Annotated in this window: 19 protein-coding genes, 1 tRNA gene and 1 pseudogene; 11 read left to right on the top strand and 10 right to left on the bottom strand. The window is 70.7% G+C overall.

What is annotated here, in order from left to right:
• Positions 1 to 212: 212 nt before the first annotated feature.
• Together H0524_RS20515 and H0524_RS20505 are read right to left on the bottom strand one after the other, a co-directional pair.
• Positions 213 to 1043, bottom strand: a complete 831-nt coding sequence (locus tag H0524_RS20515; RefSeq protein WP_180200100.1) for a hypothetical protein — start codon at positions 1041 to 1043, stop codon at positions 213 to 215.
• A 1503-nt stretch (positions 1044 to 2546) separates the two neighbouring features.
• Positions 2547 to 2756 (bottom strand): hypothetical protein, encoded by a 210-nt coding sequence (locus H0524_RS20505; RefSeq protein ID WP_180200098.1) that lies wholly within the window; start codon positions 2754 to 2756, stop codon positions 2547 to 2549.
• 140 nt (positions 2757 to 2896) lie between these two features.
• On the opposite strand from H0524_RS20505, the gene H0524_RS20500 reads away from it, so the two are divergent.
• The 3 genes from H0524_RS20500 (at position 2897) to H0524_RS20490 (ending at position 6508) form a co-directional block, all read left to right on the top strand.
• Positions 2897 to 3586 (top strand): hypothetical protein, encoded by a 690-nt coding sequence (locus H0524_RS20500; protein ID WP_180200097.1) that lies wholly within the window; start codon positions 2897 to 2899, stop codon positions 3584 to 3586.
• Positions 3579 to 4487, top strand: a complete 909-nt coding sequence (locus H0524_RS20495) for a TRM11 family methyltransferase (protein WP_180200096.1) — start codon at positions 3579 to 3581, stop codon at positions 4485 to 4487. The genes H0524_RS20500 and H0524_RS20495 overlap by 8 nt, the downstream gene beginning before the upstream one ends.
• A gap of 281 nt (positions 4488 to 4768) precedes the next feature.
• Positions 4769 to 6508: a recombinase family protein gene (locus tag H0524_RS20490; protein WP_180200095.1), complete on the top strand. Its 1740-nt coding sequence runs from the start codon at positions 4769 to 4771 to the stop codon at positions 6506 to 6508.
• Here the strand turns inward: H0524_RS20490 and H0524_RS20485 are convergent.
• Positions 6490 to 6573, bottom strand: a tRNA-Leu gene (locus H0524_RS20485). The genes H0524_RS20490 and H0524_RS20485 overlap by 19 nt on opposite strands.
• Before the next feature lie 212 nt (positions 6574 to 6785).
• Between H0524_RS20485 and H0524_RS20480 the strand changes: the two genes are divergently transcribed.
• The 5 genes from H0524_RS20480 to H0524_RS20460 all read left to right on the top strand — a co-directional run bounded on the left by H0524_RS20480 (position 6786) and on the right by H0524_RS20460 (position 15331).
• Positions 6786 to 7985: a fibronectin type III domain-containing protein gene (locus tag H0524_RS20480; protein ID WP_180200152.1), complete on the top strand. Its 1200-nt coding sequence runs from the start codon at positions 6786 to 6788 to the stop codon at positions 7983 to 7985.
• A gap of 148 nt (positions 7986 to 8133) precedes the next feature.
• On the top strand, positions 8134 to 10731 hold the full coding sequence (locus tag H0524_RS20475) for a fibronectin type III domain-containing protein (RefSeq protein WP_180200094.1): 2598 nt from the start codon (positions 8134 to 8136) through the stop codon (positions 10729 to 10731).
• A gap of 25 nt (positions 10732 to 10756) precedes the next feature.
• Positions 10757 to 11752, top strand: a complete 996-nt coding sequence (locus H0524_RS20470; protein WP_180200093.1) for a MoxR family ATPase — start codon at positions 10757 to 10759, stop codon at positions 11750 to 11752.
• Position 11753: 1 nt separating this feature from the next.
• Positions 11754 to 12959 (top strand): DUF58 domain-containing protein, encoded by a 1206-nt coding sequence (locus H0524_RS20465; RefSeq protein ID WP_180200092.1) that lies wholly within the window; start codon positions 11754 to 11756, stop codon positions 12957 to 12959.
• Entirely contained in the window at positions 12935 to 15331 is a 2397-nt protein-coding gene (locus H0524_RS20460; RefSeq protein WP_180200091.1) for a transglutaminase domain-containing protein, read from the top strand. Before H0524_RS20465 ends, H0524_RS20460 begins: the two co-directional genes overlap by 25 nt.
• On the opposite strand, the gene H0524_RS20455 is transcribed toward H0524_RS20460, so the two are convergent.
• Together H0524_RS20455 and H0524_RS20450 are read right to left on the bottom strand one after the other, a co-directional pair.
• Positions 15219 to 16127 (bottom strand): SDR family oxidoreductase, encoded by a 909-nt coding sequence (locus tag H0524_RS20455; RefSeq protein WP_180200090.1) that lies wholly within the window; start codon positions 16125 to 16127, stop codon positions 15219 to 15221. The genes H0524_RS20460 and H0524_RS20455 overlap by 113 nt on opposite strands.
• A complete protein-coding gene (locus H0524_RS20450; RefSeq protein WP_180200151.1) occupies positions 16124 to 17098 on the bottom strand; it encodes an LLM class F420-dependent oxidoreductase in 975 nt (324 codons plus the stop codon). Before H0524_RS20450 ends, H0524_RS20455 begins: the two co-directional genes overlap by 4 nt.
• A 100-nt stretch (positions 17099 to 17198) precedes the next feature.
• Here H0524_RS20450 and H0524_RS20445 point away from each other — a divergent pair, with 100 nt between their 5' ends.
• The gene (locus H0524_RS20445; RefSeq protein WP_180200089.1) at positions 17199 to 18077 is read left to right on the top strand and encodes a DUF1028 domain-containing protein; all 879 of its coding nucleotides are present in this window, start codon (positions 17199 to 17201) and stop codon (positions 18075 to 18077) included.
• Positions 18078 to 18170: 93 nt separating this feature from the next.
• Here the strand turns inward: H0524_RS20445 and H0524_RS20440 are convergent, their stop codons facing one another.
• Both H0524_RS20440 and H0524_RS20435 read right to left on the bottom strand, forming a co-directional pair.
• A complete protein-coding gene (locus tag H0524_RS20440) occupies positions 18171 to 18869 on the bottom strand; it encodes a maleylpyruvate isomerase N-terminal domain-containing protein (RefSeq protein ID WP_180200088.1) in 699 nt (232 codons plus the stop codon).
• 65 nt (positions 18870 to 18934) lie between these two features.
• Entirely contained in the window at positions 18935 to 19822 is an 888-nt protein-coding gene (locus tag H0524_RS20435; protein WP_180200087.1) for a phosphatase PAP2 family protein, read from the bottom strand.
• Positions 19823 to 20079: 257 nt separating this feature from the next.
• Here H0524_RS20435 and H0524_RS20430 point away from each other — a divergent pair, with 257 nt between their 5' ends.
• Positions 20080 to 22197, top strand: a complete 2118-nt coding sequence (locus H0524_RS20430) for an MMPL family transporter (RefSeq protein ID WP_180200086.1) — start codon at positions 20080 to 20082, stop codon at positions 22195 to 22197.
• Positions 22198 to 22240: 43 nt separating this feature from the next.
• On the opposite strand, the gene H0524_RS20425 is transcribed toward H0524_RS20430, so the two are convergent.
• Positions 22241 to 23698 carry an MFS transporter gene (locus tag H0524_RS20425; protein ID WP_180200150.1) on the bottom strand — a complete coding sequence of 486 codons (1458 nt, stop codon included), beginning with the start codon at positions 23696 to 23698 and terminating at the stop codon, positions 22241 to 22243.
• A gap of 288 nt (positions 23699 to 23986) precedes the next feature.
• Between H0524_RS20425 and H0524_RS20420 the strand changes: the two genes are divergently transcribed.
• The gene (locus H0524_RS20420) at positions 23987 to 24895 is read left to right on the top strand and encodes a PhzF family phenazine biosynthesis protein (protein ID WP_180200085.1); all 909 of its coding nucleotides are present in this window, start codon (positions 23987 to 23989) and stop codon (positions 24893 to 24895) included.
• Positions 24896 to 25301: 406 nt separating this feature from the next.
• Here the strand turns inward: H0524_RS20420 and H0524_RS20415 are convergent.
• Both H0524_RS20415 and H0524_RS20410 read right to left on the bottom strand, forming a co-directional pair.
• Positions 25302 to 25862: pseudogene (locus H0524_RS20415) on the bottom strand (GNAT family N-acetyltransferase); the annotation flags it as partial.
• 273 nt (positions 25863 to 26135) lie between these two features.
• A complete protein-coding gene (locus H0524_RS20410) occupies positions 26136 to 26486 on the bottom strand; it encodes an Lsr2 family protein (protein ID WP_018727899.1) in 351 nt (116 codons plus the stop codon).
• Positions 26487 to 26564: the final 78 nt, after the last annotated feature.

Genomic DNA, 26564 nt, shown 5'->3' with positions numbered 1-26564 from the left:
CCCACACCCACACAGGCGCGGGGGCTGGGCGAACGGGTGAGGAAAGGTGGTGACCTCGACCGGCGCTCCTGGCCGTCCTCCTTCGAAGGGTTCGGCGGGGCCGTTACGGAATGTCAGCGCCGTCAGCGGGGCCGGTCAAAGCCGGTCACCAGGTGCGGGAAAGTCCCGCACTAAGAGATACAGATTTCGGCCCGGTTTTCGACATCGCACCGTCAAGATGCAGGTCCGGCATGGTGCACCGGATCAGGGGCAAGGGTCATCGTGGCCTCGGCGATCACTGCCTTGTCCTCGTCGGACAGGGCGCCGCAACGGATCCCCGCGACCAGGCGCTCCTCGGCCCGTTCACGCGCCTTGTAGACCGCTTTCGTCGCCTTGCCGAAGCGCTGCGCGTAGTCGGCCACCGACACGCCTTCCAGGCGGGTCGCGCCGATCAGCCCTGCCTCCGCAAGGGTGATGACCCGGGCCGCAACCGCGCGGGCCAGCACAAAGTCCGGATGCCCTGCACCGGAGGGCACCGGCGCCTGAACCGCCGGGACTTTGGTGCGCGGCTCATCGACGCGCAGCGCCGCACGGGCGGCGGTGACCGTCGCCGACAGCAGCCGCTGCGCCACCCTGGCCCCGCCGGGCTTCACCGTGCCCAGAGCGGCGACGAACGCAGTCAGCAGCTCGGCCTGCACGTCACCGGAGAAGCCGCGCAGCCGGTAGGCCGCCTGCCGCAGCCCCGGCAAGGCCACCCCAACGGCGCCGACCACCCAAGCCGGGCCGTCGGTGCGGGCACGGCCAATGAGCAGCCGCCACACCTGGTCGCTCGTGGCGTAGTCGCAGGAGGGGTGCATCAGGATCGCCGCCAGCTCCGACAGCGCGATCTGCCGACGCGGCAGCCCTCCACCGAGGCCGGCACCGTCCACCGACAGCGGCTCCGGACCGGTAGCCAGCAGGCGCAGCGAATTCGCGGCGACATCAAAGGGTCGCTCGCCGTACACCAGACACGGCGAGTCCAGACCAACAGCGGCGGGCAGCACGGAAGAGTCGAACTCAGACATGGACAACCCCCGAAAGGTGGGTGTGGGATACCGGCGCCTCGCTGGGCGTCCGGCGGGAACAGCACCCATCCCGCCACTCGGGTGTAACAGATCATGAACACTGTCGATCTTGTTCAAGGGATCGCAGCGCGTGTTCCACCCTTGCGCTAGCAGCCCAGCCAGTCTCCGCACCCCACACGCCTACCGAGGGGTGTAACAGGGATGCCGAGCTGCGTGTTCAACCCTTCGTTGGGCGTAGGTACAGCCCCAGCCCTCCCTCGGCCGAGAACGCGCCGTGAACATCAACGACCAATGGCACCGAGCGATCGCGCGCGTTCGAGTGACGGAGCTTGGCCACCCTCGGGCGGGTCGAGAACCACCTATTTTGATCTTGTTATATCTACGGGTGGATCTTGTTGCAGGTGCCGGTGATTCTGCTTCCATAGAGTTGATCATGCTGTAAGGACTTGGCGATTCAGCCGATGTCTGGCGGCAGGCCCAAGTCACCGTCGAGACCACCCCAAACCCCGGTACCCGCCTCGCCGCGAAAGTAGCCGCCACCAGCCGCCCCGACGCGCCGCAGCTGGCCCGAAAGGTCCTCGACGCCGTCGTGCGCTCCTCACCGGCCGGGGCGGCGACCGTTGACACCGATTCGGATACGGGGCTGCCGGTGGGCGGCGTTGGGTATATGGGCGCCGTTGCGGTTCCGCACCGGGTCGGTGGTGGAGCTGATGCTGGTCGTGCCGGCGCTCGTGCTCGCGGGCGGATTCAGCACATGGATGCTGGCGACCGCGTAGACAGCCGGCGGGTTCCCGCTCGGTGGGGTCTTGTCACATGTGCGAAACTTCGCCCCGGCCGGGCCCGTGCAGCCTGGAGACAGCGGCCCTGAAAGACGGTTGGGGCATCAGCGTGAGCACTGGACCCAGTCGACGTGAAAGCGCAGCTCAGCGGCGCTGATCACGTGACGACGCGCTGCCGTGACGCTGGATGCACCAGTGGCCGGCACTTCGAACCCATGTAGAAGTAATCAAGGCCAGTTAGATACTATTTCTGCGACCGCAAAGGGTTTGGATGGGGACGCCGCTGCCAACTAGCAACGACGCCCCCGTGGTGTTACTGCTTACGTGAGTTGCGCCTCACGTTGAGCAACAGGATCAGCACGAGGAGCCCAACCCCAGGGTTGGGCTCCTCGTTGCTGGTCAGTGCCTCAAAGGCAGAGACCAGCTCACAGGCCACGCCAAGCTCTACAGCTAAGGCGATCTTGCGATTTTCCTGTTCCTCGGGTGATTCCACCATCGATCCCTTCCGTCGGATGCCTCGCTACGGGAGCCCGAAAAGGCCCCCCGCGATCCTGCGGGCCCGCCGTGGCACCGAGTCGGGGGATCAGACGGTCGAATACACCGGGTCCACACAGTACCGGAAACCCAGAACTGGTTGTCCGATAGTCGATGGCTGGACATCCGGCGGCCGCGGGCGTAAGCAACCGCGCGGCACCAGTAGCCTGGCGTCCGCTGCGCGACCCGATCACTCCGACTTTGACGACGGCTGATCCGCGCCGTCGTCGGGTCGCAGCGCCCCGGTACAGCGCAGCGTGGAGCGGCCCACACCCAGGTGCACGGCGCGTTCCAACTCGGCGGCCAGCGCGGCGACGGCGATTCCGGTCGACATCACATCCCGCCGCACACGCTGTCGCATCGTCGCGTTCAGGGCTTTGAGCTGCGTGTTCAACCTCAAACTGATCTTGTTATTGGGGTGTGACAGGCGGCTCCAGATGCCGCCCGGCGGCGGCGTCGAGGTCGGGCCGATGTCGAAAACAAGCCCGGAATCTGTATCTCTATGTGTCAGCGCTCGTCGGCGGACACGGCCCACGCCCCATGCCGCAGACCCAAACCCCCCACACCCGCCCTCCGGCACCCGTCGCCCTGTTGCTCACCCCGACCCACACCCGCCGACCCACCAACCCGGCCGGGCGGCCGCTACCCGACTGGTACGGCATCCACCCCGACCACGTCGCCCACCTGCTCGCCCGCTACACCCGCCACGGCGACACCGTCCTCGACCTCGACGGCCACCCGACCGTTACCGCCGCCGCCGAACACCTACACCGCCGACCCGGCCTCGCCGTCACTAACGGTGAACACACGCACCTGCAGCCCGAAACCCTCGACGGACACCCGACCCGCAACACCCGACACGGAGCCGGACTCGTCCTGGCAACGCTGCCGCGCCTGAACATCGACAGCCGCGACCCGAACGACCTCAGCCAGGCCATCGGCGCCTGGCAGACGCTGCTGCGCCCCGGCGGCTTCCTCCTCGTCCTACTCACGACCGGACCGCAGGTGAACGCGCTTTGGCACCGCTCGGTGGTCATCGCCGCAGCGCGCACCGCCGGGCTGCTTTACCACCAGCACATCCCGGCGCTCCTGGTTCCGCTGCCCAAGGTCGAGCCACTCACCGACACCCGACCCGCGCCCCGCCCACCACTGCACGCCGGGCGCCACGTACGGGCACACCGGGACCTTCTTGTGTTCGCGTCGATGACTCCGGAGGCCGCCAATGTCTAAGTTCTCGTCAACCGCCCATCCCGTCACCGGCTGCTCTGCCACAGCCGAGCTACTCGGCCAGGGCTACCCCGGGTCGGTGTGGGCGACCGGGCAGCAGCCCTCCCGAGAGCTACGCAAAGGCCGCTACACCCCGGAATCGATCACCCACCCCGGCAAGATGCTGCCCACCATCGCCCGCTACGCCATCAACACCTACACCGACCCCGGCGACCTCGTGCTCGACCCGATGGCCGGCATCGGCACCACCATGGTCGAAGCCATGCACCTCGACCGCCACGGCGTCGGCATCGAGTACGAACAGCGATGGGCCACCCTCGCAGCGGTCAACCTCACCCTCGCCGAACGACGCGGCGCCCCCGGTACCGGACGGGTCTACACCGGCGACTCCCGGCAGCTACCCGCCCTGCTGCCACCACAGATGCACGGCAAGGTCGCCCTCGTCGTCACCTCACCGCCATACGGGTCCTCCACCCACGGCCAGGTCCGCACCCCCGGCCCCCGACACGGCAAGATCCAAAAGGTTCACCACCGCTACGGCACCAGCGACAACCTCGCCTACCGCGACCACAACACCATCGCCACCGGCTTCACCGACATCCTCACCGGCTGCCGAACCGTCCTACGACCCGGCGGACACCTCGTCATCACCGCCCGCCCATACCGCCGCCACGGCGAACTCATCGACATCCCCGGCATGATCGTCGCCGCCGGACACACCGCCGGACTCGAACTCGTCGAAGAATGCATCGCCCTCATCGCCGCCGTCCGCAACGGCCGGCTCACACCCCGCGCCTCCTTCTTCCAAATCAAAAACGTCGGCGACGCCATCGACCTCGGCGACCCACAGTGGCTTGTCCAGCACGAAGACGTGATCATCTTCAAGGCGAAAAGCGAATATTGATGAGTGATCGCCTGCCGGAGCAGACGATCACGACCTCCGCGTCGAGACCAACACCGACCGTCGAGTTTCGTATCGAACCAGTGTTAGCCGACACCGTGGCCTGCGCGCTCCTGACCTTGCTGCAACGCTCGCCAGCGACGAATAGTCAGGAGCCCGCCGAGTCCACAGACGCTTGATCCCTTAATGCCGGTATGCGTGGATCTGATAGCGACACGTCCACGGTAACCCCATTCCCGGGTGACCGTGGGCGCGCACCCCACAACACCCGAGAGGCACTCTTCGTGACCACCGACGTACCTCGCATCGAAGATGCGACTGCCACCCTCGCTGACCACGAACATCAACGGTTCGCGTTTTACGGCCGCGTTTCCACCGAGGACCAACAGGACCCTGTAGCCTCTAGGAACTGGCAGCGCAACCGCGCCACCGGCCTCATCGAACCGGCCAGCGGCATCATCGTCGCCGAATTCTTCGACGTCGGCCTGTCCCGCTCCCTGCCGTGGAAGCGCCGGCCCCAGGCCGCCAAGCTTCTCGACGTTCTCGCCGACCCTAACCGCGGTTTCGACGCCGTCGTGATCGGTGAGCCCCAACGCGCCTTCTACGGCAACCAGTACAGCCTGACCATGCCCGTTTTCTCGCACTACGGCGTCGGCCTGTGGGTGCCGGAAGTCGGCGGCGCGATCGACCCCGAGTCCGAAGCCCACGACCTGATCATGAGCGTCTTCGGCGGCATGTCCAAAGGCGAACGAACTCGGGTGAAAGTCCGCGTCCGCACCGCAATGACCTCCCAGGCGAAAATCGAAGGCAGGTTCCTCGGCGGACGCCCACCCTACGGATACCGCCTCGCCGACGCCGGACCACACCCCAACCCAAGCAAAGCCGCCGACGGCCGCCGCCTACACAAGCTCGAACCCGACCCGACAACCGCACCCGTCGTACGCCGAATCTTCGCCATGTACCTCGCCAACAACGGCTACTTCGCCATCGCCGAGGCACTTACCCGCGACGGCATCGCCTCACCATCAGCCGCCGACCCCGCCCGCAACCCCCACCGCACCGGCGAAGGCTGGGCCAAAAGCGCCGTCAAAAACATCCTGTCCAACCCCCGCTACACCGGCCGCCAGGTATGGAACAAACAACGCAAGGACGAGGTACTCCTCGACGTCAACGACGTCGCCCTCGGCTACGAAACCCGCATGCGCTGGAACGACAAGAACTCGTGGGTATGGTCCGACACGATCGCCCACCCACCACTCGTCACCGTCAACGACTTCGAACTGACCCAAACGATCATGAACGCCAGCGGCAGCGGCCGCACCAGCACCCAACCACGTAAAGCGCGCTACCCCTACATCCTTCGCGGACTCATGCTCTGCGGGCTGTGCGGACGCAAAATGCAGAGCCACCAGGCACACGAGACCGCCTACTACCGATGCCGCTACCCCAACGAGTACGCCCTGGCCAACCACATCCAGCACCCCCGCAACATCTACGTCGCAGAACGAGACATCGTCCCCGCACTCGACAACTGGCTCCTCACCGTGTTCGCCCCGCACCGACTCACCGACACGATCCGCCGGCTCCACGCCGCCCAACCCCACACCGAACCCGACACCGCCACCCCGAATATCACCGCTGCCAACAAGATCATCGCTGCGTGCGACGCCAAACTCCTCCAGTACCGCGCCATCGCAGACGCTGGAGGCGACGCCACCACCATCGCCACCTGGATCGCCGAGGTCAACGCCCAGCGCGCCACTGCCCTCGCCCAACGCGACACCGCAACCGCACAGAAACAGGCTCCTGACCACCTCACCGAGAACGACATCCGACGCCTCGTCGGCAGCTTCGACAACATCCGCAACACCCTGCGCGACGCCCGCAGCGAGGACAAACGCACCGTCTACCGCGAGCTACGGCTCACCCTCACCTACAACCCCGGCCAAAACAAAATCAGCGTCGAGGCCAAGCCCGACGCTGATTACTGTGGGGTAACTGTACGTGTCCGAGGGGGGACTTGAACCCCCACGCCCTATACGGGCACTAGCACCTCAAGCTAGCGCGTCTGCCATTCCGCCACCCGGACTTGCTTTGCTAAGCCTACCGCGAGGACCGAGGTGATCTTCTCACCTGTCGGCTACCCGGAGGGCCGCACGAGGAGTTACTGTACACCGCCCAGATGGATCATGCACATCGGCTCTCGGCGGGCGGCGATACCGGACAGGAGTGCTGTTGCAGTAGCGTCGGGGCACGTCGGGCCGGCAGCATGACCACGTGTCGTATCCCTCGCCCACCCCCTTGGCCGCGGTGCGGCAGCGGGCTCTCGCTCTGCGTCACGCCGGCGACCTGGCTGGCGCGCGTCAACTCCTCACCGACGCCGTGGAGTCGGCCCATCCGCCACCGTACGGTCCGGATCATCCCGAGGTTCTGGACACCGCGCACCTCCTGGCGCGACTGCACCGGGAGGCTGGCGACCCGAGCGCCGCCCGCCGGGTGTTGGAGGAGGCGCTCGCGGCGGGTGAGCGCCTCCGGCCGGACTCCGATCCCCGGTTACTGGTGCTCGTCTTCGAGCTGGCGAGCGTCGCGGACGAACTCGGCAACCGACACGAGGCCCGCCGCAACCTCCATCGGATCTTGATCGCCGGTCCGGCGGCGCTCGGGGCTGACCATTCGTCGGTCCGCGCGGCGCGGGCCTACTTCAACGGGGCCGGCCTGACTGACGGCACGTCGAGCCCGTCGAGCCCGTCGAGCCCGTCGAGCCCGTCGAGCCCGTCGAGCCCGTCGAGCCCGTCGAGCCCAGAGCACCATCTGGGGCATCCGGGGACCAGGACAGCCGAGCCGCCGCCCTCGAACGTTGCAAGGGCACAGACGCCGGCGCGGTCCACGTACGGCACTGTGGACGCCCGCCCCGCACCTGGGGTTCCCACCAGTGAACCCGAGCCGGTCCCGCCCCGGATGGTGGACGACACGGTTGTCGGTGTGCTGCCGGCCGCGCACCAACCGCACCGCCACACCGTCCCCACTCACCCGGCACCGGCCCGGGAGCCGCAGCGGCGCGACCGGAACTGGACGGTGGTGGCCGCGGTGCTCGCCGCGGCGGGGGTGGCCACGGTGGCGATCGTCGGCACGGGACTGGTGGTGCTTCTTCGGGGCGATCCGGCGGCCACTCCACTGCCGGAGACGCCGCGGGCGTCGGCGGCGGGAACGCCGAGCGGGGTACCGAGTGCGCCGCCGCCGACGGACCTGAGTTTGCGGGACGACCTGAGCTCGGTCACTCTCACGTGGACGGATCCGTCCGACGGCACCGTTCCGTTCGTGGTGGCTGCCGGCCAGGCGGGGCAGGAGCTGGGGATGAACGGTCGGGTGGAGCCGGGGCGGACCAGCTACACGATCAACGGTTTGAGTGCCGGGGTGGACTACTGTTTCACGGTGCTGGCGGTGTATTCGACGGAGACGTTCACCACGTCCGGGCAGGTGTGCACCAATCGCGAGCGATAGATTGCCGGGCAGTACGCTGCGTGTGCGCCGACGAACGGTACGGGTTCCCTTACCGCTGCAGAGCCAAATATGATGGCGGCCGACTTCTGGGAGGGCCGCCGTCTTCGGACCCGTCACCTGCTCGCACGATACGGGGAGGCAATTGGTTGTGGCCACCGTCGATGATGGGGCGACTCCGCGTCGCAGGTTTCGTGGTGGGCTGGTCACCATCGCCACGGTGGCGGCGCTGCTGGGCGCGATGGGGCTGACTGTGCTCGGGGTGGGCGCCGCCGACAACGCGGTGGCCACCTTCGACGCCAGTTCCTGGTTGTGGAGCAGTGCTCGGGGTGAGTTGGCCCGGGTGAACGGGGTGACGGCGCGGGTGGACACCCGGCTGGAGGTTCCGGGCGCGCAGCAGCATCCGGTGCAGGTCACTCAGACCGACCGGCTACTCATCTTGCGGGATCTGAGCACGGGCCAGGTCAGCTCGCTGGACCTGGCCACGTTGCGGATCCTCGCGACCTCCCCCACCACGCCTGGTCTCGGGGTGAACGTCGTGCTGCACGAGGAGGCGGCGTTCGTGGTGGACGCGGTGCAGGGCATCGTCCGGCAGCTCGATCCGCGGTCGCTGTCGCCGGTCGGCGAGTCGGTCCGCTTTCCGCCGGGCATAACGGGTGGTTCTTTTGACGGTACGGGCCGACTGTGGATCGCCGTGCCGAGTGAGGGGACCGTCTCGGCGATCAGCGCCGCGCCGCTGCCGTCATCGTCGGCCGGCACCGAGGGGGGCCTGAGTCCGGAGCTGATCGAGACGTACGACGTGACCGAGCCCCATCACGAGTTGATGGTGTCCACTCTCGATGAGGGTGTGGCGGTGCTCGACCGGACGGCGGGCTCACTGGTCATGGTGCGTGCGGGGGATGTGACGCGGACCCCACTGGTGACCTCCGCGCCGGCGGTGCTGCCCGCCCGGACCAACGGGTCGGCGGTGCCGGTGACGGTGCCGTCGCAACGGCAGGTGCACGTGGTCACCGACGGGGTGGTCACGAACTTCACGGTGCCCGGCGACGGGGGCGACCTCAGCCCGGCGGTGTCCTGGGCGGGCCGGTTCTACTGCGCCGACGAGGCCACCGGCACCGTGTACGTGCTCGACGAGGCCGGCCGGCTGGTCGATTCGATGTCCGGCGCACCGGCTGGTCCGCTCGAGCTGGAGGTTCGGGAGAACCACCTGTTCATCAACGCTCCGGACGCGTCGGTCGCCCGGGTGGTGGACGACCGGCACCGGATGCGGGAGGTCGACAAGTACGCCAACGACGTGCTGGGCGGTGACCCGCCGCCCGCTCCCCCGCCGCCGCCTCCGCCGCCGAAGCCGAAGGAGAGCCGGCCGGGTCCACCGCAGGCGGTCACCGCGGCGGCCGGGGACGCCCAGGCCCGGGTGAGCTGGCGGGCCGCCGCCGCCAATGGCGCCGAGATCATCAAGTACGTGGTGTCCGGCGGTGGGCGGCGGGTCGAGGTCGGCGCCAACCAGCGGGCGGTGGAGATCAAGGGGCTGACCAACGGGGAGACGTACGCCTTCTCGGTGTTCGCGGTCAACGCCAAGGGGGACGGCCCGGCCCGGACCAGTAACCCGGTGACGCCGACGGCGGAGGTGCCGGATCCGCCGGCGGACGCGACCGCCGAGGCGCGCCCGGACGGGACGGTCGCGGTGCGCTGGCCGGCGGCGAACGGGCAGGGCAACACGATCGACCGGTACGTGGTGACGGCCACCTCGGCCGGCACGAACTCCCTGGCCGGGGAGGCGACCGGGACGGAGCTGGTGGTGCCGGCGGGCGAGTTGGAGTTCGGCCGGCAGTACGCGTTCTCGGTCGTCGCGGTCAATGACAGGGGTGCGGGTTCGGCGGCCTCGCCGGTGAGTAACACGGTGGTGCCGTTCGCCCCGCCGGGGGAACCGGTGGAGCTACGGGCCACGACGGTGGCAGAGCAGCCGGGGACGGTCGCGGTGCAGTGGGGGCCGGCGGTGGCGAATGGCCGGCCGGTAACGGCGTACCGGGTGGACGTGGGTGGTCAGCGGAGCGAGGTGACCGGCACTCGGACGACGATTGGCGGGCTGGGTGACGGGAAGCAGGTCACGGTCCGGGTGCGGGCGGTCAACGAGGCTGGGCCGGGGCCGGAGGTGACGGTTACCGCGCGGACGGTGGCCGCGCCGAAGGTGACGGTGACCGGTTCGTCGGCGACTGCCACCTCGGTGACGGTGAGTTTCACTGTGGACGCGGGCGGCGGTGCGGCGACCTGCACGTTGGGCACCAGCGGCAAGCCGGCGAGGTCCGGCCCGTGTTCCCGGATCACGTTGTCCGGGCTGACTGCCAGCACGGCGTACACGTTCACGGTGACGGCGACGAACGTGGCCGGCCCGGGCAGCGCGACCCGGGCGCAGTCGACGACGGTGCTGTCCGGGACGGCGACCTGCGAAAACGGCGACTCCGGGGACCAGAGGACATACTGTGACGCCGACGTGGACGGCCGCAACGGTAACGAGATCTTCTCGGTGCCGCGGCAGGAGGATCCCCGGCAGGTCGGGTGGGCCAAGCCGGGCACGCGGTTGACGGCGTACTGCCGGCGGGCGGGCGAGGAGGTGTACGCATTCGTCTACAACGGACACAAGAGGAGCACCTGGTGGGTGCAGGTCGACTACCAGGGGCGCAACTATATTCCGTGGGCCTGGCTGAACCTCGACGGTGGTGACGACATCAACGCTCTGCCAACCTGCTGACCGACGCCAGGCAAGGAGCACCAGCGTGAGTTCCCCCGAGCTACTCAATCCCTCGGAGGTGCAGGGCTTCGCCACCCTCGCCGCCCGACTGGCCGAGAACATCAACGCGGTTGTCCTGGGCAAGCCGGAGGTGGTCCGGTTGGCGCTGACCGCGCTCTTCGCGCAGGGTCATGTGCTGCTGGAGGATGTGCCGGGGGTCGGCAAGACGACGCTGGCCCGGGCGGTCGCCGCCACGGTGCAGGGTCGGTGGCGGCGGATCCAGTTCACCCCGGACCTGCTGCCGTCGGACGTGTCCGGGGTGACGATCTACAACCAGGCCAGTCGGGAGTTCGAGTTTCATCCGGGGCCGGTCTTCGCCAACATCGTCATCGCCGACGAGATCAACCGGGCGTCGCCGAAGACCCAGTCGGCGCTGCTGGAGGTGATGGAGGAGCGCACGGTGACGGTGGACGGGGTGCGTCATCCGGTTCCGCAACCGTTCCTGGTGGTGGCGACGCAGAACCCGGTGGAGATGGACGGCACGTACCGGCTGCCGGAGGCGCAGTTGGACCGGTTCCTGGTGAAGTTGTCGGTCGGCTATCCGGACGAGGCGGTTGAGGTGGAGGTGCTGCGGGGTGCGACGGCGCGTTCTCCCGAGGCGCTGACCCCGGTCACCGACACCGCGACGGTCGAGGAGATGGTACGAATGGCGCGCCGGGTGCACATCGCCGAGCCGTTGTACGGGTACGCGGTGCGGATCGCCGCGGCGACCCGGAACCATCGGCAGGTCCGGGTGGGGGTGAGCCCGCGTGGGGTGATCGCGTTGACCCGGGCGGCCTGCGCGTACGCGCTGATCGACGGCCGTGGTTGGATCATGCCGGAGGATCTGAAGCTGCTCGCGGAGCCCGTGTTCGCGCATCGACTGCTGCTCACCCCGGAGGCGCAGGTGCGGGGGGTGACCCCGACGGAGGTGCTGCGTCAGGCCATCGCCTCGGTGCCGGTGCCGCTGCCGTCCGGGCAGGCCGCCACGGTCCACGGTTGAGGTGGGGGTTACTGCCCGGGGGATCGGGTTGGGTGTCGCTGCCGCCGCCCTGCTGGCGGCGGGCTTCCGGTTCGCGTACCCGGAGTTGGCGTTGTTGGGCGCGGCGGGGGCGACCGCGGGCGGCTACGCGTTGGCTGTGGCCGCGTGGCGGCCCCGGTTGGCGGTGGTCCGTCAAGCCGAGCCGGACCGGGTGGGGCGCGGTGAGCCGGCGGCGATGACGGTGACCGTCCAGAACAGTGGCCGGCTCCGGTCGGCGAACCTGGTCGCCGAGGACCACTGTGGTCCGGTGGCGGTGCCGGTGCCGGTGTTGCGGCTGCGGCCGGGGCAGGACACCACGGCCCGGTACGACGTGCCGACGACCCGGCGGGGCGTGGTGCCGGTGGGGCCGCTGCGGGTGACCCGGCGGGACCCGCTGGGTCTGGTGTCGTTGTCGCGCCCGTACGGCGAGACGGTGCCGGTGTGGGTGCATCCGCGGGTCCATCCACTGAGCGTGATGCCCACCGGGGCGGGGCGCAGCCTGGACGGCCGGGTGGATGCCGTCCCGCACGGTTCGATCACGTTCGACTCACTGCGGGAGTACGTGATCGGGGACGAGCTACGTCGGGTGCACTGGCGGACCAGCGCGCGGGTGGGTGAGCTGATGGTCCGGGAGAACGTGGACACCAGCCTGCCTCGCCTGGTGGTGTTGCTGGACAACCGGGCGGTGGCTCATCCGCAGCGGTCGGCTGGTGTGGCGGAGTCGTTCGAGTCGGCGTGTGAGGCGGCGGCGTCGGTGCTGACCGCCGCCTACCGGGCCGACCTGCCGGTGGTGCTGGTGCTGGTGGCCCCGGCGGAGGAGGTCAGCGCGGCGGATGCCGGGGCGATCGGCCCGGAGCGGGAGGTCAGCGCGGCGGGTGCGCCGGATGCCGGGGTGGTGGGCCCGCTGGACCGGCTGGCGGCGGCGGGACTCGGTGCCGACACCCTGGACGCCACCCTGACCCGGCTGCGGGGGGATCGTCTCGGCGACACGCTGATCGCGCTCACCGGCCCGGGCGGGCGGGAGACGCTCGGCCGGTTCGGTGCGCTCCGCGGCGCGTACCCGTCGGTGGTTGTCGGGGTTTTCGGGGCGGCGGAGCCGGCACGGTCGCCGACGACCGGCCTGGTGGTGATCGACGCGGTGGACGGGGCTGCCTTCGCCGCCGAGTGGGATCGGGTGCGACGGTGGTGAGGACGGCCGAACGCGGTGCCGGTCTCCCCGCGGGGAGGAGCCGCGGGGTTTCACAGGTGTCCGCACCCGGCTCGCTCCTGACCTCGGAGCTGCCGTTGGCGGTGGTGTTGGTCGTGCTGGTGGCGCTGGCCGGGGTCATCCTCGGGCGGATGTACGCCGGCGGTCTGCTCCCGCTGCTGGTTGCCGGTGCCGCGACCGGCTCGGTGCTGGTGGGGGTGCTGTGTCGGCGGCTGCCCTCGTGGCTGGTGGCGCCGCTGTCGGTTCTCGGGCTGGCGGCGTGGACACTGTGGTCGTTACGACTCACCGCCGATCGTGCCGACCTGCCCGGCCCGCTCGTGGAGATCGCGGGTGAGGCCGCCCGCAACGGCATTCCCCGACTGTTGACCGCCATGATTCCGGTGGAGCCGACGCCGGACACGGTCCTCGTTCCGGTGGTCGCCGCCTGGTTGGCCGGGCTGGCCGCCAGTGAGGTGACGTTGCGGGCGGGTCGGGTGCTGCTCGGGTACCTGCCGCCGGTGCTGCTCTTCGCGGGCTCCGTCTACCTGGTCGGGCCGAACGCCGAGCCGGCGGTCGGGCCGACGCTGGTCTTCGTGGCGGTGGCGGTGCTCGGGCTCGCGTTGCCGGGACGGGGCCGGCCGGCCGCCGCGGACCGGATGGCGGGACTGCCGCCGAAGGCCCGCGCGGCGACGCGGATCCGGCTCGTCGGGGCGTCCACGGCCGGCACGGCGGTCGTGGTGGCACTGGCGGTCCTGCTCGGTCCCGCGCTCGTCGGCGTGATCGGCGGCCGGCCGGTTGACCCGCGCCGGTACGTGGAGCCGCCCCGCGTGGACTCGCTGGACGAGAATCCGTTGATCCGCATCTCGGGTTGGGCGCTGCAACCGGAGCAGAAGCTGCTGGACGTGACGACCCTCGCCACCGACGAGGCCGACCCGGCCGGTGCTGTGGCCGACCCGGCCGGTGTTGGGGCGCGGATCCGGCTGGCGGTACTCAGTGACTACGACGGGGTTACCTGGCAGGTCGGCGCGACGTACCGCAACGCCGGCCGGATCCTCCCGGCGACGGACACCGCACCGGGGAGCAGCGTCGAGACGGTCCGCCAGGAGCTCACGGTCGCCGAGTTGACCGGACGGTTGTTGCCGGCCGTCGCCACCCCGCGGGAGGTGACCGGGGCGCGGGTGGCGTACGACCCGGTGACCGGGACCCTGATTCACCCGGAGGGGCTGGCGCCGGGGCTGCGATACACGGTGACGTCCGCCCGGGAGCGGCCGGAGGTCAACCTGCTGGCCACGGCGGAGGTGCCGGCCGGCGCGGAGGTGGCGCGGGTCTTGCGGGTCGCCGACGGGGTGCCGGAGTCGCTGCGCCAGTTGGCGGAGCAGCTCAGCGAGTCGGCCGGCGCCCCGTACCAACGGGCTGCCGCGGTGGAGCAGTTCCTCGCCGAGCACTACCGGCTGGTTCCGGACGCCCCGAGTGGGCACGCGTACCCGAATGTGGAGTTCTTCCTGTTCGGCCCGCGCAACGCGGGCGGGCAGCGGGGAACGTCGGAGCAGTTCGCGGCGGCGTTCGCGGTGCTGGGCCGGCTGGTGGGGCTGCCGACCCGGGTGGTGGTCGGGTTCCGGCCGTCGGGCGACGGGCCGGTGCGGGCCGGCGACGCGTACGCCTGGCCGGAGGTGTTGTTCGACGGGCTGGGCTGGGTACCGTTCGATCCGCTGCCCCAACCGGACACCGAGCCCCGGCCGGTCGAGGAGGGGTTGCGGCCCCCGCCGGAGGAGCCGCCGTCGCCGACGCCGGAGCCGAGCACGGAGCCGCCGGTCACTCCGCCGGCCTCCGGCGCACCGGTGGGGCCGGCGGACGCCGCCGGCGGGTCACCGTCGGTGCTGCTGGTCGGGGGTGTTGCGGTCGGGGCTGGGCTGGCCCTGGCGACGCTGCTGCTGCTGACGCTGCTGTGCTTACGCCGGGCGCTGAGCCGGGCCCGGTTGACGCGCGGCTCCCCCGGCGAGCGGGTGGGTGGCGCCTGGCGGGAGGTGACCGACGCGCTGCGGCTCGCCGGGCAGCCAGCCAGCGGTGATCTGGCCGCCACCGAGGTCGCCGTGGCGGCGCGCAAGGTGTTGGCGCAGGCTCGCGGGGCCGACGCTGAGCCGGCGCCGGTCGCGGCGGTGGGGGTCACCGAGTTGGCGGACCTGCTCAACCGGGTGGCCTTCGCCCCGGGCACGCTCACCGCGCAGCAGGCGGAGCGGGCCGCGGCGATCGCCCGGGCGTATGTCACGGCGCTGCGGGTGGCCCGTCCCTGGTGGCGCCGTCTGCTGTGGCCGGTCCACCCTGGTCCGCTGCGTCGGGACCGGGCGGATCGGCGCCGGCGGAGCGCCCGGGCCTGACTGTCGAACCGGTCAGCCGACGCACGAGTTTACGCAGCCCGGCCTGCCAGCCGTCGGGATCCTCCGCGCGGCGGCGGGCGTACTCGGCGACCTCCGGGTGCGGCAGGATCAGGAACCGTTCCTCGGCGAGCCCGGTGATCACCGCGTCGGCCACCTGGTCCGGGGTGAGTACCGTGCCGGAGGCGGTGACAACCCGCGCGGCCAGGTGCCCCGCGGCCAGTCCGCCGGTGAGCATCGGGGTGGCCACGCCCTGCGGGCAGAGCGCACTGACCCGGATGCCCCGGTCTCGGTAGGTGATGGCCAGCCACTCGGCGAAGGCGACCGCCGCATGCTTCGTGGCCGTGTAGGGCGCGTCCCCCACCGCGGTCAGCACACCCGCGGCCGAGCAGGTCATGAGCAGGTGCCCGCCACCGCGGGCGAGCATCGCCGGCAGCACCGCCCGGGCGGTGTAGACGTGGGAGAGCACGTTGACCCGCCAGGCCCGATCCCAGTCGGCGTCCGGGGCGGCCACTCCCCCGCCGGTAGCCACGCCAGCGTTGGCGCAGAACAGGTCGATCCGCCCGTAGCGTCGCTCGGTCTCGGTGACCAGCGCGTGGACCTGCTCCTCGTCGGTGACGTCCACCTCGACCGGCCGGGCGACGGGCCCGACCGCGGCGGCGACCGCGCGGGCGGCCGTGGGGTCCAGATCCGCGACCACCACGGCCGCCGCTCCCTCCGCCGCGAACCGCCGGGCCAGCGCGGACCCGATCCCCCCGGCCCCGCCGGTGATCACCGCTACCCGGTCGGTGAGGTTCATCGGAGCTCACCCCCGCCCAGCCCGGCGAGCACGTCGAGAAGTGCCGCCGCGTCGCCGGCTGCCAACTCGGGCGTTGGCAGCAGCGCCAGTACGGGGACGTCCACCCCGGCCGCGGCGTACCGCTGCACCTGGGCCCGACACTCCTGGGGGCTGCCGTGCAGGACGAGCGCGTCCACCACCTCGTCCGGCACCGCCGCCCCGGCGCCCCGCCGGTCTCCCGCGGCCCAGGCCGTCCACATCGGGTCGAAGACCTCGGCGCGCCCCAGCCAGCGGTGGAACTCCGCGTACGCCGGGACGGTCAGGTAGCTGGTGATGAGCCGGCGGCCCAGCGCGCGGGCGTACCCGGCGTCCGTGGTGGGGCAGACGAAGATCCGCGCGACGACCTCGAAGCCGGGGCGAGCCCGGCCCAGCGCGCCCAGCACCTGGGGTAGGTCGGTGGCGGCGAGCCAGTTGAGGATCACGCCGTCGGCTTCGGCGGCGGCGAGCCGCAGCATGCCGGGGCGCAGCGCGGCGAGCAGCAGCGACGGGGGTACGGCCGGCGGGCGTTCCAGGGTGAAGCGCCGGACGGCGAAGGTGTCGTACGCTCCGTCGACTGTCTTTCCGGCCAGGGCGGCGCGCAGGAAGCGGAGCACGTCGCGGGTGCGCCGGTACGGCTCGCTGAACTCACCGGCGTTCCAGTCCCGGACGATCACCGGCGACGAGGCGCCGATGCCGAGGGCGAACCGATTGGGGGCGGTCTCGGCGAGGGCGGCGGCGCTCATCGCGAGCAGCCCCGGTCCGCGGGTGAAGACCGGTGTCACCGCGGTGCCCAGCCGCAGCCGCGGGGCCCAGGCGGCGGCCAGCGCCAGCGGTGTGAAGGCGTCCGCCCCGGTCACCTCGGCCGACCAGACGTCGGTGAAGCCGACCTGGTCGAGTGCGCGGTAGACCGTGGCGTGGTCGGCCAGCGGGATGCCGCTCAACGGTACCGTCATGCCCCATCGCGTCGTCATCGGTCGATGATGTCGGGCCGACGGGCGGTGGGCAAGATCTGGTCTGGCCGCCCGGCCGGATGACCGCGCTACGCTGCGGCTCGTGACTTTCTCCCTCGTCGCCCGCTCCGCCGACGGCCGGCTGCACGGAGTGGTCGTGGCCAGCAGGTTCCTCGCCGCCGGGGCGCTGGTGCCGGCCGCGGAGGCCGAGGTGGGCGCGATCGCCACCCAGGCGCACGTGAACCTGGCCTACCGGCCGCAGGGATTGGCGCTGCTACGGACCGGGGTGGGCGCGGCGGGGGTGGTCGCCGGGCTGGTCGCCGACGACGACGAGCGCGACCACCGCCAGCTCGGTGTGGTGGGTGCGACCGGCCCGGGCGCCGGTTGGACCGGGCCGGCCTGCCGCCCCTGGGCGGGCGGGCAGTCCGGCGATGGCTGGGCTGCGCAGGGCAACATTCTCGCCGGTCCGCAGGTGATCGACGAGGTCCGCGACGGCTGGCTCGGTGGCGGCGGGCTGCCGTTCCCGCAGCGCCTTCTGGCCGCGTTGCACGCCGGGGACGAGGCGGGTGGGGACCGGCGCGGACGGCAGAGCGCCGGGCTGCTGGTCGTCGAGCGCGGCGCCGGGTACGCCGGCACCGGCGACGTCCTGATCGACCTGCGGGTTGATGACCACCCGGATCCGGTCACCGAGTTGGGCCGGCTGCTCGCCGCACACACTCGACTGTTCAGCCGTCCGGACCCGGGTACCCTGCTGGATCTCACCGGGGCGCTCGCGGTCGAGGTGGCCGGCCTGCTCACCGCGCTCGGGCACCCCGCCGATCCGGAGGCTCCGCAGGAGGCGCTGGTCGACTGGGCGGGTCTGGAGAACCTGGAGCGGCGGCTGGTTCCGGGCCAGATCGACCCGGTCGTCCTGGAGCAGCTACGCCGGGTCGCCCCGCAGGTTCCCGCGCCCCGCGCTGGCCGCGCCCGCCGCGCGTCCTGAGCGGGCTGGCGCCGAGTCGAGCAGCACGGCGGTCTCGGGGGCTGGCCCGGGCTCAGCTCCACCAGTGGAGGTCCGGAGCCGCACCGGCAGCGTTCAGGGCGCGAAGCTCAGCCAGCGGAAGTCGACGGCGGCAACGGTCGCCTGCTCGGCGGAGGTCAACGGCGACCGGCCGGTCGTCTTGCGGATCAGGGTCAGCCGGTCCCAGCCCAGGGCGGCCGGCACCGGCTGTCCACCGGTGAGCAGGTCGGCCAGCACGGTGGCGGCGGCCGGGGTCAGCCATGGTCGCCGGTCGAGCGCCGCGGCCAGGTCCAGGCCGTGCACCCCCACCTCGACCACCCGGGTACGCAGGAACTCCAGCATTGTCATCGCATCGCCGTGCCGGGTACGGACCAGCCGGCCGGGGGGCTGGGCGTCGACCGCGTCGAGGGTGGCCCGACGCGCCCGGTCGAGGTCGTCGGCGAGCGTCGCGGCGTCCAGGCACCGCCCCGCTCGGTGGCCACCTTCGATGCGGTCGGCGTCCACCGGCGGGGTGAACCTGGCTGCGCCGAAGTAGCCGGCGGCGTCCACCTGCGCCCGGGGTGGTGCGGGGGCGGCGAGCATCCCGGCGAGCCGGCCGACACCGGTGTGCACGTGGGCGAGCAGCTCGCGGACGGTCCACGGCGGGCAGTTGGTGGCCCGGTCCAGCTCGGTCTCGGTCAGGTCCCGCAGCTCGGCAGCGAGCCGGACACATTCGTCCCGAAACGCCGCCCGCACCGGCGTGAGCTCCGGCGGGCTACCGACGGCCGGTTCCATCGTGGCTGGTTTCGGCCTGGCCGGTTCCATCATGGCCGTTTCCGCGTGGCCGGTGTCATCATGGCTCAGCCCTCGTGTCGGGGGATGAGGCGGTGCGCACTGACCAGGACCAGGGCCATCACGATGGCCATCGTACCGGCGATTCCGGCGGCACCGCCCGCGTAGCCGGCGAGGAGGGGCCGGCGGGCCAACGCGCTCGGGGCGATCCGGGGGCCGTCGGCGAGCCAGGCCAGGGCGAGACCGCCGGCGACGACCGCGAGCAGGCCGCCCGCGCCGAGTAGCACGGCGGCGAGCCGGTGCGCGTCGCCGGGGTCGACCTTCGCCCGCTCGCGCTGCATGGTCAACAGCGCCAGCCCACCGAGCGCCGCCCAGACCCCGACCACCAGGTACGCGGCGATGGCGTCGCTGGGTCGGTGCCATCCGGCGGAGAGGGTGGCCACTCCGACGGCGGCGGCGTAACCCGTGCCGAGCAGCGCGCCCGGGACTCGGACCGTCGGTGGCAGGACGAGGACCAGCGCCACCGCGAACGAGGCGGCGACGGTGGCGTGGCCGCTCGGCAGGCTGTTGCCGGCGAAGATCCGTTGCGGGTCGATGCCGAGGTCAGGCCGGGCGAGGCCGTACTTGAGCGCCTGGGTGGTGAGGTTGGCGCCGACGATGAGCAGGGTTGCGGTGACCGCGAGCGCGACCCGGCCCCGGATCAGCGCGATGAACCCGATCACGGCGGTGGCGGCCAGCAGTGCCACCAGCGACATGGCGTTGAGGATGTGGTTGACCGGTCCGTCGATGCGGTCCTGGCCGATCCGGTTACCGGTGAGGGCGACCGTGTCGAGCCACTGGCCGAGTTCGGTGTGCACCGCGGTGCGCCACACCACGATGAGGGCGGCGGTCTGTGCCAGCGCCAGCACGGCCAACCAGACCGCCGTCCCACGCCTTGCCGTGTCACGCACCCGCACAACCTAGCGGCAGGCGACGTCGACTGCCCGCATGACCCACACCGTTCCGACTTTCACCTGTTCAGCGGAGAACGGCGGGAAGTCGGCGTATCAGCAGCCGCTACCCCGGATAGTTGACCCATGTCAGATCCGGCCGTGCGCTCGCGCCCGAGTGAACGGAGGGCACTGCTGTCGGGGCAAGGCCCGCTGCTGGTCGCGGGACCGCACGGCAGGTCGGTCCACCGGTACCTGCAAGTCGACCGTTGACGGGGGCCGCGATGCCTGCGCGCCACGTCGGCACCCTGATCGCGGTGCTGGTGACCGTCGGGTGGCTCGTGATCGGCGGGGTGGCCCACTCGTTTCCCGGCCGCCTGGACCAGGTCGAGATCGACAACTTCCAGACGTTTCTTCCCGCTGATGCGGAGTCGCAGCAGGCGCAGCAGGACAGCCGGGACATCACCGGTGCGGATACCACGCCCGCCCTGGTGGTCTACGAGCGTTCGGCGGGGATAACCGGTGCCGACCAGGAACAGGCGGACTCAGACCTGACCCGCTTCGGTCACGTGCGGTGGGTCGTCGGGCCCATCGCGCCCCCCGTCCAGAGCCAGGACGGGCAGGCTCTGCTGGTGGTCGTCCCGATCGACAACGCCGTGGGGCAGGCGGAGAACGACGTCATCGATCAGCTGCGCGCGATTACCGGTGGCGACCAGGGCGGACTGACCATCGAGGTCACCGGCCCGGCCGCCCTACGGGGCGATCTGATCACGGTGTTGGCCGGAGTGGGCGGCGAGCTGCTGGTCGTCACCCTGGGCGCGGTGCTGGTGGTCCTGCTGATCATCTACCGTAGTCCGGTCCTGTGGGCGCTTCCGCTGATCGCCGCCGGGCTCTCGTACGTGTTGGCCACGGTCTTCGTGTACTGGCTGGCCGACGCGGATGTGATCAAGCTGAGTGGGGAGTCGCGGGGAATCCTCACCGTGCTCGTCTTCGGCGCGGGCACCGACTACGCGCTGCTGCTCATAGCGCGTTATCGGGAGGAGTTGACCAGGAGGGAACGCCCGGTTGACGCGATGAAGGTGGCGTGGCGCGGCGCCGCTCCGGCGATCATCGCCTCCGGCTCGACGGTCATCCTCGGCCTACTCGCCCTGCTGCTGTCGGTGCTCAGCTCCACCCGCTCCCTCGGGCCGGTCTCCGCCATCGGCATCGCCTGCACGCTGCTGGTGATGCTCACCTTCCTTCCCGCCCTGCTCGTCCTGGGCGGGCGGCGGGTGTTCTGGCCGCGGACTCCGCGCCCCGAGCAGCGGGCCGCAACCACCTCGCACCGCTTCTGGACCCCGGTCGCCCGCCTCCTCGGCCGGCGAGACCGACTCGTGTGGGTGATCGCCGCCAGCTGCCTCGGCGTGGCCGCGATCGGGGTCACCCAGCTCGGAAAGCAGGCAATCAACCAGGATGACCTGCTCTTCTCCGGGAACCGGTCGTCGGTCAGCGGGCAGCGTCTGCTTGACCAGCACTATCCCGGCGGCACCGGCAGCCCGGCCATCATCGTGACCAACGCGGAGACCGTTGACCAGGTGGCCGCCGCGGCCCGTCAGGTGTCGGGGATCGCCTCCGTGGCACCGGTCACCGCTGCGGGTGGGGCCTCGACCACGGCCGAGCAACCAGGGGCCGCACCGAAGGTCGTGAACGGACGGGCGCAGCTGAACGCGACCATGAGCGACGCACCGGACGGTGACAGCGCGGAGCAGACGCTGCGGCGGCTCCGCACCGCCGTTCACGCGGTGCCCGGCTCCGACTCCGTGGTCGGTGGCTTCACCGCAACAAATGTGGACACGGCCAACGCCGCCGACCGCGATCAGCAGGTCATCTTTCCGGTCGTCCTGGCCGTGATCCTGCTCTGCCTGGCGGTGCTGTTGCGCGCCCTGCTGGCGCCGATACTCCTGGTCCTGACCGTGGTGCTCTCCTTTACCGCCACCGTGGGGATCTGCGTGCTGATCTTCCGGTACCTGCTCAACGTCCCCAAGGTGGACCCGGAGTTCCTCCTGTTCGCGTTCGTCTTCCTGGTCGCCCTGGGGGTGGACTACAACGTCTTTCTGATGAGCCGGGTTCGGCAGGAGTCAGAGCGGCTGGGCACCCGACGCGGAGTACTGTCCGCACTCACCGTAACCGGTGGGGTAATCACCTCCGCCGGTGTCGTACTCGCGGCGACCTTCGCGGCGCTGACCGTGCTCCCGGTTCGGATCCTGGTGGAGCTGGGCATCGCCCTTCCGGTCGGGCTTCTCATCGACACCATCGTCGTGCGTTCCCTGCTGGTGCCGGCCCTCACCCATGACATTGGTCGCCGGATCTGGTGGCCGAGCCGGCTTGAGCGAAGCGACGGTGGTCCGCCGGGCACCGGCTGAGGTTTGTGATCAGCTTCGTTGACCCCCGAAGAGGCAACGCGCGTCACCGCGATCGGGAACGGGTAGCCAGGTCGATCAGAACAGCGACAAACGCGATGACGAAGAAACAGATAATGACCGCCATCGGAATTCGGAAGGCGAGTAGCCAGTCACCGGTTCTGTCCAGGCTGGTGAAGAGGGCGGTGCCGACGACGGCGACCCCGAACCCACCCCCGAGGCGCTGCCCCGTCTGAAGCATCCCACCGGCACTGCCGCCCTGCGCCGGTGGCACGTGCGCCAGGGCCAGGGTCTGGTTCGGAGCAATGACCAGCCCACCACCGACGCCGGCGGTGACCAGTCCACCGCCCAAGCCCGCCAGGAGCAGGGGCAGGGTGGCGGCGTGCGGGGAGCGTGGATCCGGTAGGAACAGATCTGCGACCAACAGCATGGCGAGCCCGACAGCGCCACACGCCAGCCCCGCGGCGATCAAGGGCCGCCCGATCCGGCTGGCCCTGGCGCCGGCGGCCACCGACCCAAGGGCCGTGCCCACAGCCAGCGGCATGAGAGCGATAGCCGCCACCAACTCGTCGTGCCCGAGCCCTTGCTGCAAATACTCCGACACCAGATAGTAGATGGCCTCGTAGCCGGCGAAGTAGAACGTGGCGATAAATGCGCCCAGGGCGAAGGACCGGATCCGGAACAGGCCCAGGTTGAATATCGGCTCGCCGCGGCGGGCATAGGACCGTTCCCAGTAGAAGAAGGCGACCAGCATCGCCAGGCCGGCCGGTAGGAGCAGCCAGCGGAGCAGCCCCGGCCACTGTTCTCCCTGCATCAGCCACAGCAGCCCCAACCCGCCCATCAGCAGGAGAGCACCGATCAGGTCCAGGTCGGGGCGCCGCCCCCGCTCGGCGACGGGGAACAGCCGCCAGCCGAAGCCGGCGACGACGATCCCCAGCGGAACATTGATCAAGAAAATCCACCGCCAGCCCTGCTCGCCGCCGAGGGTGACCAGGGCGCCGCCGAGTATCGGACCGGCCAGTCGGGAGCCACTGACTCCGACGGCCAGCAGCCCGAGCGGGCGTCCACGGTCTCGGGGCGAGAACAGCCGCTGGACCGCCCCGAACACCTGGGGTAACGCGATGCCGACGCCAACTCCCTGCGTCAGCCGGGCGATAATCAGCCATTTCCCGGAGGGGGCGAAACCGGCAACCACGCTCGCTACGACGGACAACATGATGCCGGCCACGAATATGTTGCGCCGGCCACGCTGGTCACCGAACCGGCCGGCCGGCACCAGCGTCAGTCCGAGCGTGAGAAAATACCCGGACACCAGCCACTGCTGGCCGCTCGAGCTCAGGTCGAACACACTCCGGATCGTCGGCAGAGCGATCACGACCAGGGAGATGTTCAACCCGCCCAGAAACACCGCCAGCAGCCCGACAGTCGCCGCCGGCCATGGTCGTACCGGCCGCCCCGACCCGGTCCGGGGCGGCTCCCCCGCACCCAGCTCACCCTCGTTCATCCGGCTGTCCGCACCAGAAGGAACGATCGTGGCCCAACTCTCCGGACGGGCGGTGGAGAGCGCGGTCACTCCGCAGCACCAGCGCTCCCCAACTCGAAGTCGTGACCCGAGCCCCACCTTATGGGTGACGCCACCAGGTGGCCGGATCATTGGCACCGACTCATCCCAACGTGCCGGGCGACGGTCCGGGTCTGCGCCCTCGCGCCCCGGTTGGGCAGCCACCGGCGGTGACCACGACTGGCCAATTGGCACTCGGCCATGGACGGACTTCACCCTAGGATCACAATCATGGAGATCCTACGGTTCGCCGCGTTCACCACCGATCCCGCCGGCGGCAACCCGGCTGGGGTGGTGTTGGACGCCACCGGCGCGGACGATGCGGAGATGCAGCGGGTCGCGGCCGAGGTCGGGTATTCCGAAACGGCGTTTCTCGTGCCCGGCGACGCGGGGCACTTCACGGTTCGCTACTTCAGTCCGAAAGCGGAGGTCCCGTTCTGTGGCCACGCGACCATCGCGTCGGCCGCGGCGTACGCCGAGCGACACGGCCCTGGGGTGTTGTACCTGAGCACCCCTGCCGGCCCGGTCGAGGTCTCCACCACCGTACGGACGGACGGCACCATCACCGCGACGCTGGTCAGCGTCGAACCACGCACCCAGCCGATCGCCGCGGACGACTTCGCGGCCCTACTCGAAGCGTTGCGCTGGAAGTCGGCGGATCTGGCGACGGCACTGCCACCGCGGGTCGCCTTCGCCGGGGCATGGCACCCGATCATCGCCGCTGGAAGCCGAGCCCGCCTGGCTAAGCTGGACTACGACATGGCCGCGCTGACCAGCCTGATGGCCGAGCGTGACTGGACCACCATCAACCTGGTGTACCGGGAGTCCGCACAGGTCTTTCATGCCCGGAACCCGTTTCCCCCCGGCGGCGTCGTGGAGGACCCCGCCACTGGTGCGGCCGCCGCGGCGCTCGGTGGCTACCTACGTGAGCTCGGCCTGGTCGCGCCGCCCACGACGGTTACCGTGCACCAGGGTCAGGAGATGGGCCGCCCGAGCCTGCTCACCCTCGACATCCCGGCCCAGTCCGGAACTGGGATCGCGGTGAGCGGCGCCGCGGTTTCCCTCGCCCCACTCGGCGCCACCGGTGCGGGCGCAGCTCCCGGTGCGGGCGCAGCTGCTCGGGGCCGGGCCCCAGCATGACCGGAGCCGCAGTCAGCACCAGGTGAGCAGGCCACCGCCGGACTCGTCACGGAGCCGGTTAGGCAACCGAGTTTCGCCTGGGCTCCGGAGCGCTGCTGGTCGTCGTCGGTGTGGCGATCGCCGCGGGATGCATCCCCCCGTTGTGCTCCGAATGGAGCTGATCCATCCCGCTGGCAATCCCGTCCGGGTCAGCGACCCGTCGCCCGACGCCTCTGAAACGTGCGTTCGGTCCGCGGCGCTGCCGCTAAACACACGTTTCTCAGCGCAGAGTCGATCTTACGCTCACGTTCGGTACTCCTGTCAACACCTGTGTCGCGGCACCCGTGGCCGCGACACTGTCGTTTACGTCACCGTCCGGTCAGGGTTGACAACCCTCCGGCCGCGCTACGACCTGTTGCCGGAGCCGCTACGGATCCAGAAGCAGCGCTTCGGCGCCGACCGGCCGGAACCCCGCCGCCTGGAATGCCCGCACACTGCGCGCGTTGCCCGCGGCCTGCTGCGCCCAGACCGGCTGCCCGGTCGGCACCAGGTGCCGAGCGGCCCTCGCCAACGTTCGCCCGAGGCCCGCCTCGCGCCGCCCCTCGTCAACCTCGATCGCCGCTTCCCACCGGCCGGCCACGCCCCGGCCAAGGATGAGCACTCCCCCGTCGGCCGCCCAGACCCGGACGTCGTCCCGGCGCTGGCGCGCCCGGGCTTCCCGGGGATGGGCGAAGTCGGTGAGCTCGGTGAGCCGCAGCGGGGGCGCACCAGCCAGTGGGCTCGCGACCGTCAGGAGGTCGATCGTGTCCATGGAACGTCCGGTGCGCTCGAGTAACGCACCCAGGAAGCGGGGATGCATTGTGGCTGCCAGGCCGTCACAGTCGAGATCGGCCAGAATTCCCCGAACCCAACGCGGATCCTCGTCGGTGAAGACCACGGAGTGAGCGGTGAACGCGATCACCCCGGCGTCGCGGTCGCCGCTTCCAGGAGCTCGGCCAATTCACTTCCCATGGTCATTTCCCTCTCTGGGCTACGGAAGCCCAGGGCTGGGCTGGCGGCAGACCACACCTCACCACACCGACGGCCAGCAGGTCCCAGCCGGAGACGCCAACCGAAGGTAGCGCCGCTCCGCCGGGGAACCAGCTTCGCATTCCGAGCCAAGGTGTGGCGGGACGCAGCGAAGGGCCCCGGCCCGGGACCCTTCGTGCTGCGTCGGGTTAGCTCGACCGTGGCCATTGCTGGCTGACGGGCCGCCAGCCGCTCACCGCTGGTCGTACGCCTCCATCACGCCAACCGGGATGCGTCCGCGGTCCGACACCTGATATCCGTTGGCCCGCGCCCAATCCCGGATCTCCTCATTGCGGGCGCGGGTGGAACGCTGCGCGGTCGCGGCTGCCCCCCGCACCGCCCTCGTGATCCCACCGTGGCCGCTGGCCCTGCCGACGCGCTGACCGACGGCGATATAGGGGGCGAGCGCCTGCCTGAGCGTGGATGCGTTCTCGTCCGAGAGTTCGATGGTGTAGGCCCTGCCGTCGAGACCGAACTCAATCGTCTGGTCGGCCTCACCACCGGTTAGGTCATCAATCAGTTGGGTGATTACCTGTCGCGCCATGCTCGGGTTAACTCCATTTCACGAGTGCGAAGAGGAGGACATTAGCATCCGGACAGGGTGGTTGCTAAAGGACCCACA

Source organism: Salinispora sp. H7-4 (genome assembly GCF_013416675.1).
In the GTDB taxonomy this organism is placed as follows: domain Bacteria; phylum Actinomycetota; class Actinomycetes; order Mycobacteriales; family Micromonosporaceae; genus Micromonospora; species Micromonospora vitiensis.
This window is presented reverse-complemented; position numbering and strand designations above follow the sequence as displayed.

Bases quoted from the DNA above. Each gene is read 5' to 3' on its own strand.
- H0524_RS20515 (WP_180200100.1), bottom strand. From the start codon at position 1,043: ATGTCTGAGTTCGACTCTTCCGTGCTGCCCGCCGCTGTTGGTCTGGAC.
- H0524_RS20500 (WP_180200097.1), top strand. From the start codon at position 2,897: ATGCCGCAGACCCAAACCCCCCACACCCGCCCTCCGGCACCCGTCGCC.
- H0524_RS20495 (WP_180200096.1), top strand. From the start codon at position 3,579: ATGTCTAAGTTCTCGTCAACCGCCCATCCCGTCACCGGCTGCTCTGCC.
- H0524_RS20455 (WP_180200090.1), bottom strand. From the start codon at position 16,127: ATGAACCTCACCGACCGGGTAGCGGTGATCACCGGCGGGGCCGGGGGG.
- H0524_RS20450 (WP_180200151.1), bottom strand. From the start codon at position 17,098: ATGACGGTACCGTTGAGCGGCATCCCGCTGGCCGACCACGCCACGGTC.
- H0524_RS20440 (WP_180200088.1), bottom strand. From the start codon at position 18,869: ATGGAACCGGCCGTCGGTAGCCCGCCGGAGCTCACGCCGGTGCGGGCG.
- H0524_RS20430 (WP_180200086.1), top strand. From the start codon at position 20,080: ATGCCTGCGCGCCACGTCGGCACCCTGATCGCGGTGCTGGTGACCGTC.
- H0524_RS20425 (WP_180200150.1), bottom strand. From the start codon at position 23,698: ATGAACGAGGGTGAGCTGGGTGCGGGGGAGCCGCCCCGGACCGGGTCG.
- H0524_RS20420 (WP_180200085.1), top strand. From the start codon at position 23,987: ATGGAGATCCTACGGTTCGCCGCGTTCACCACCGATCCCGCCGGCGGC.
- H0524_RS20410 (WP_018727899.1), bottom strand. From the start codon at position 26,486: ATGGCGCGACAGGTAATCACCCAACTGATTGATGACCTAACCGGTGGT.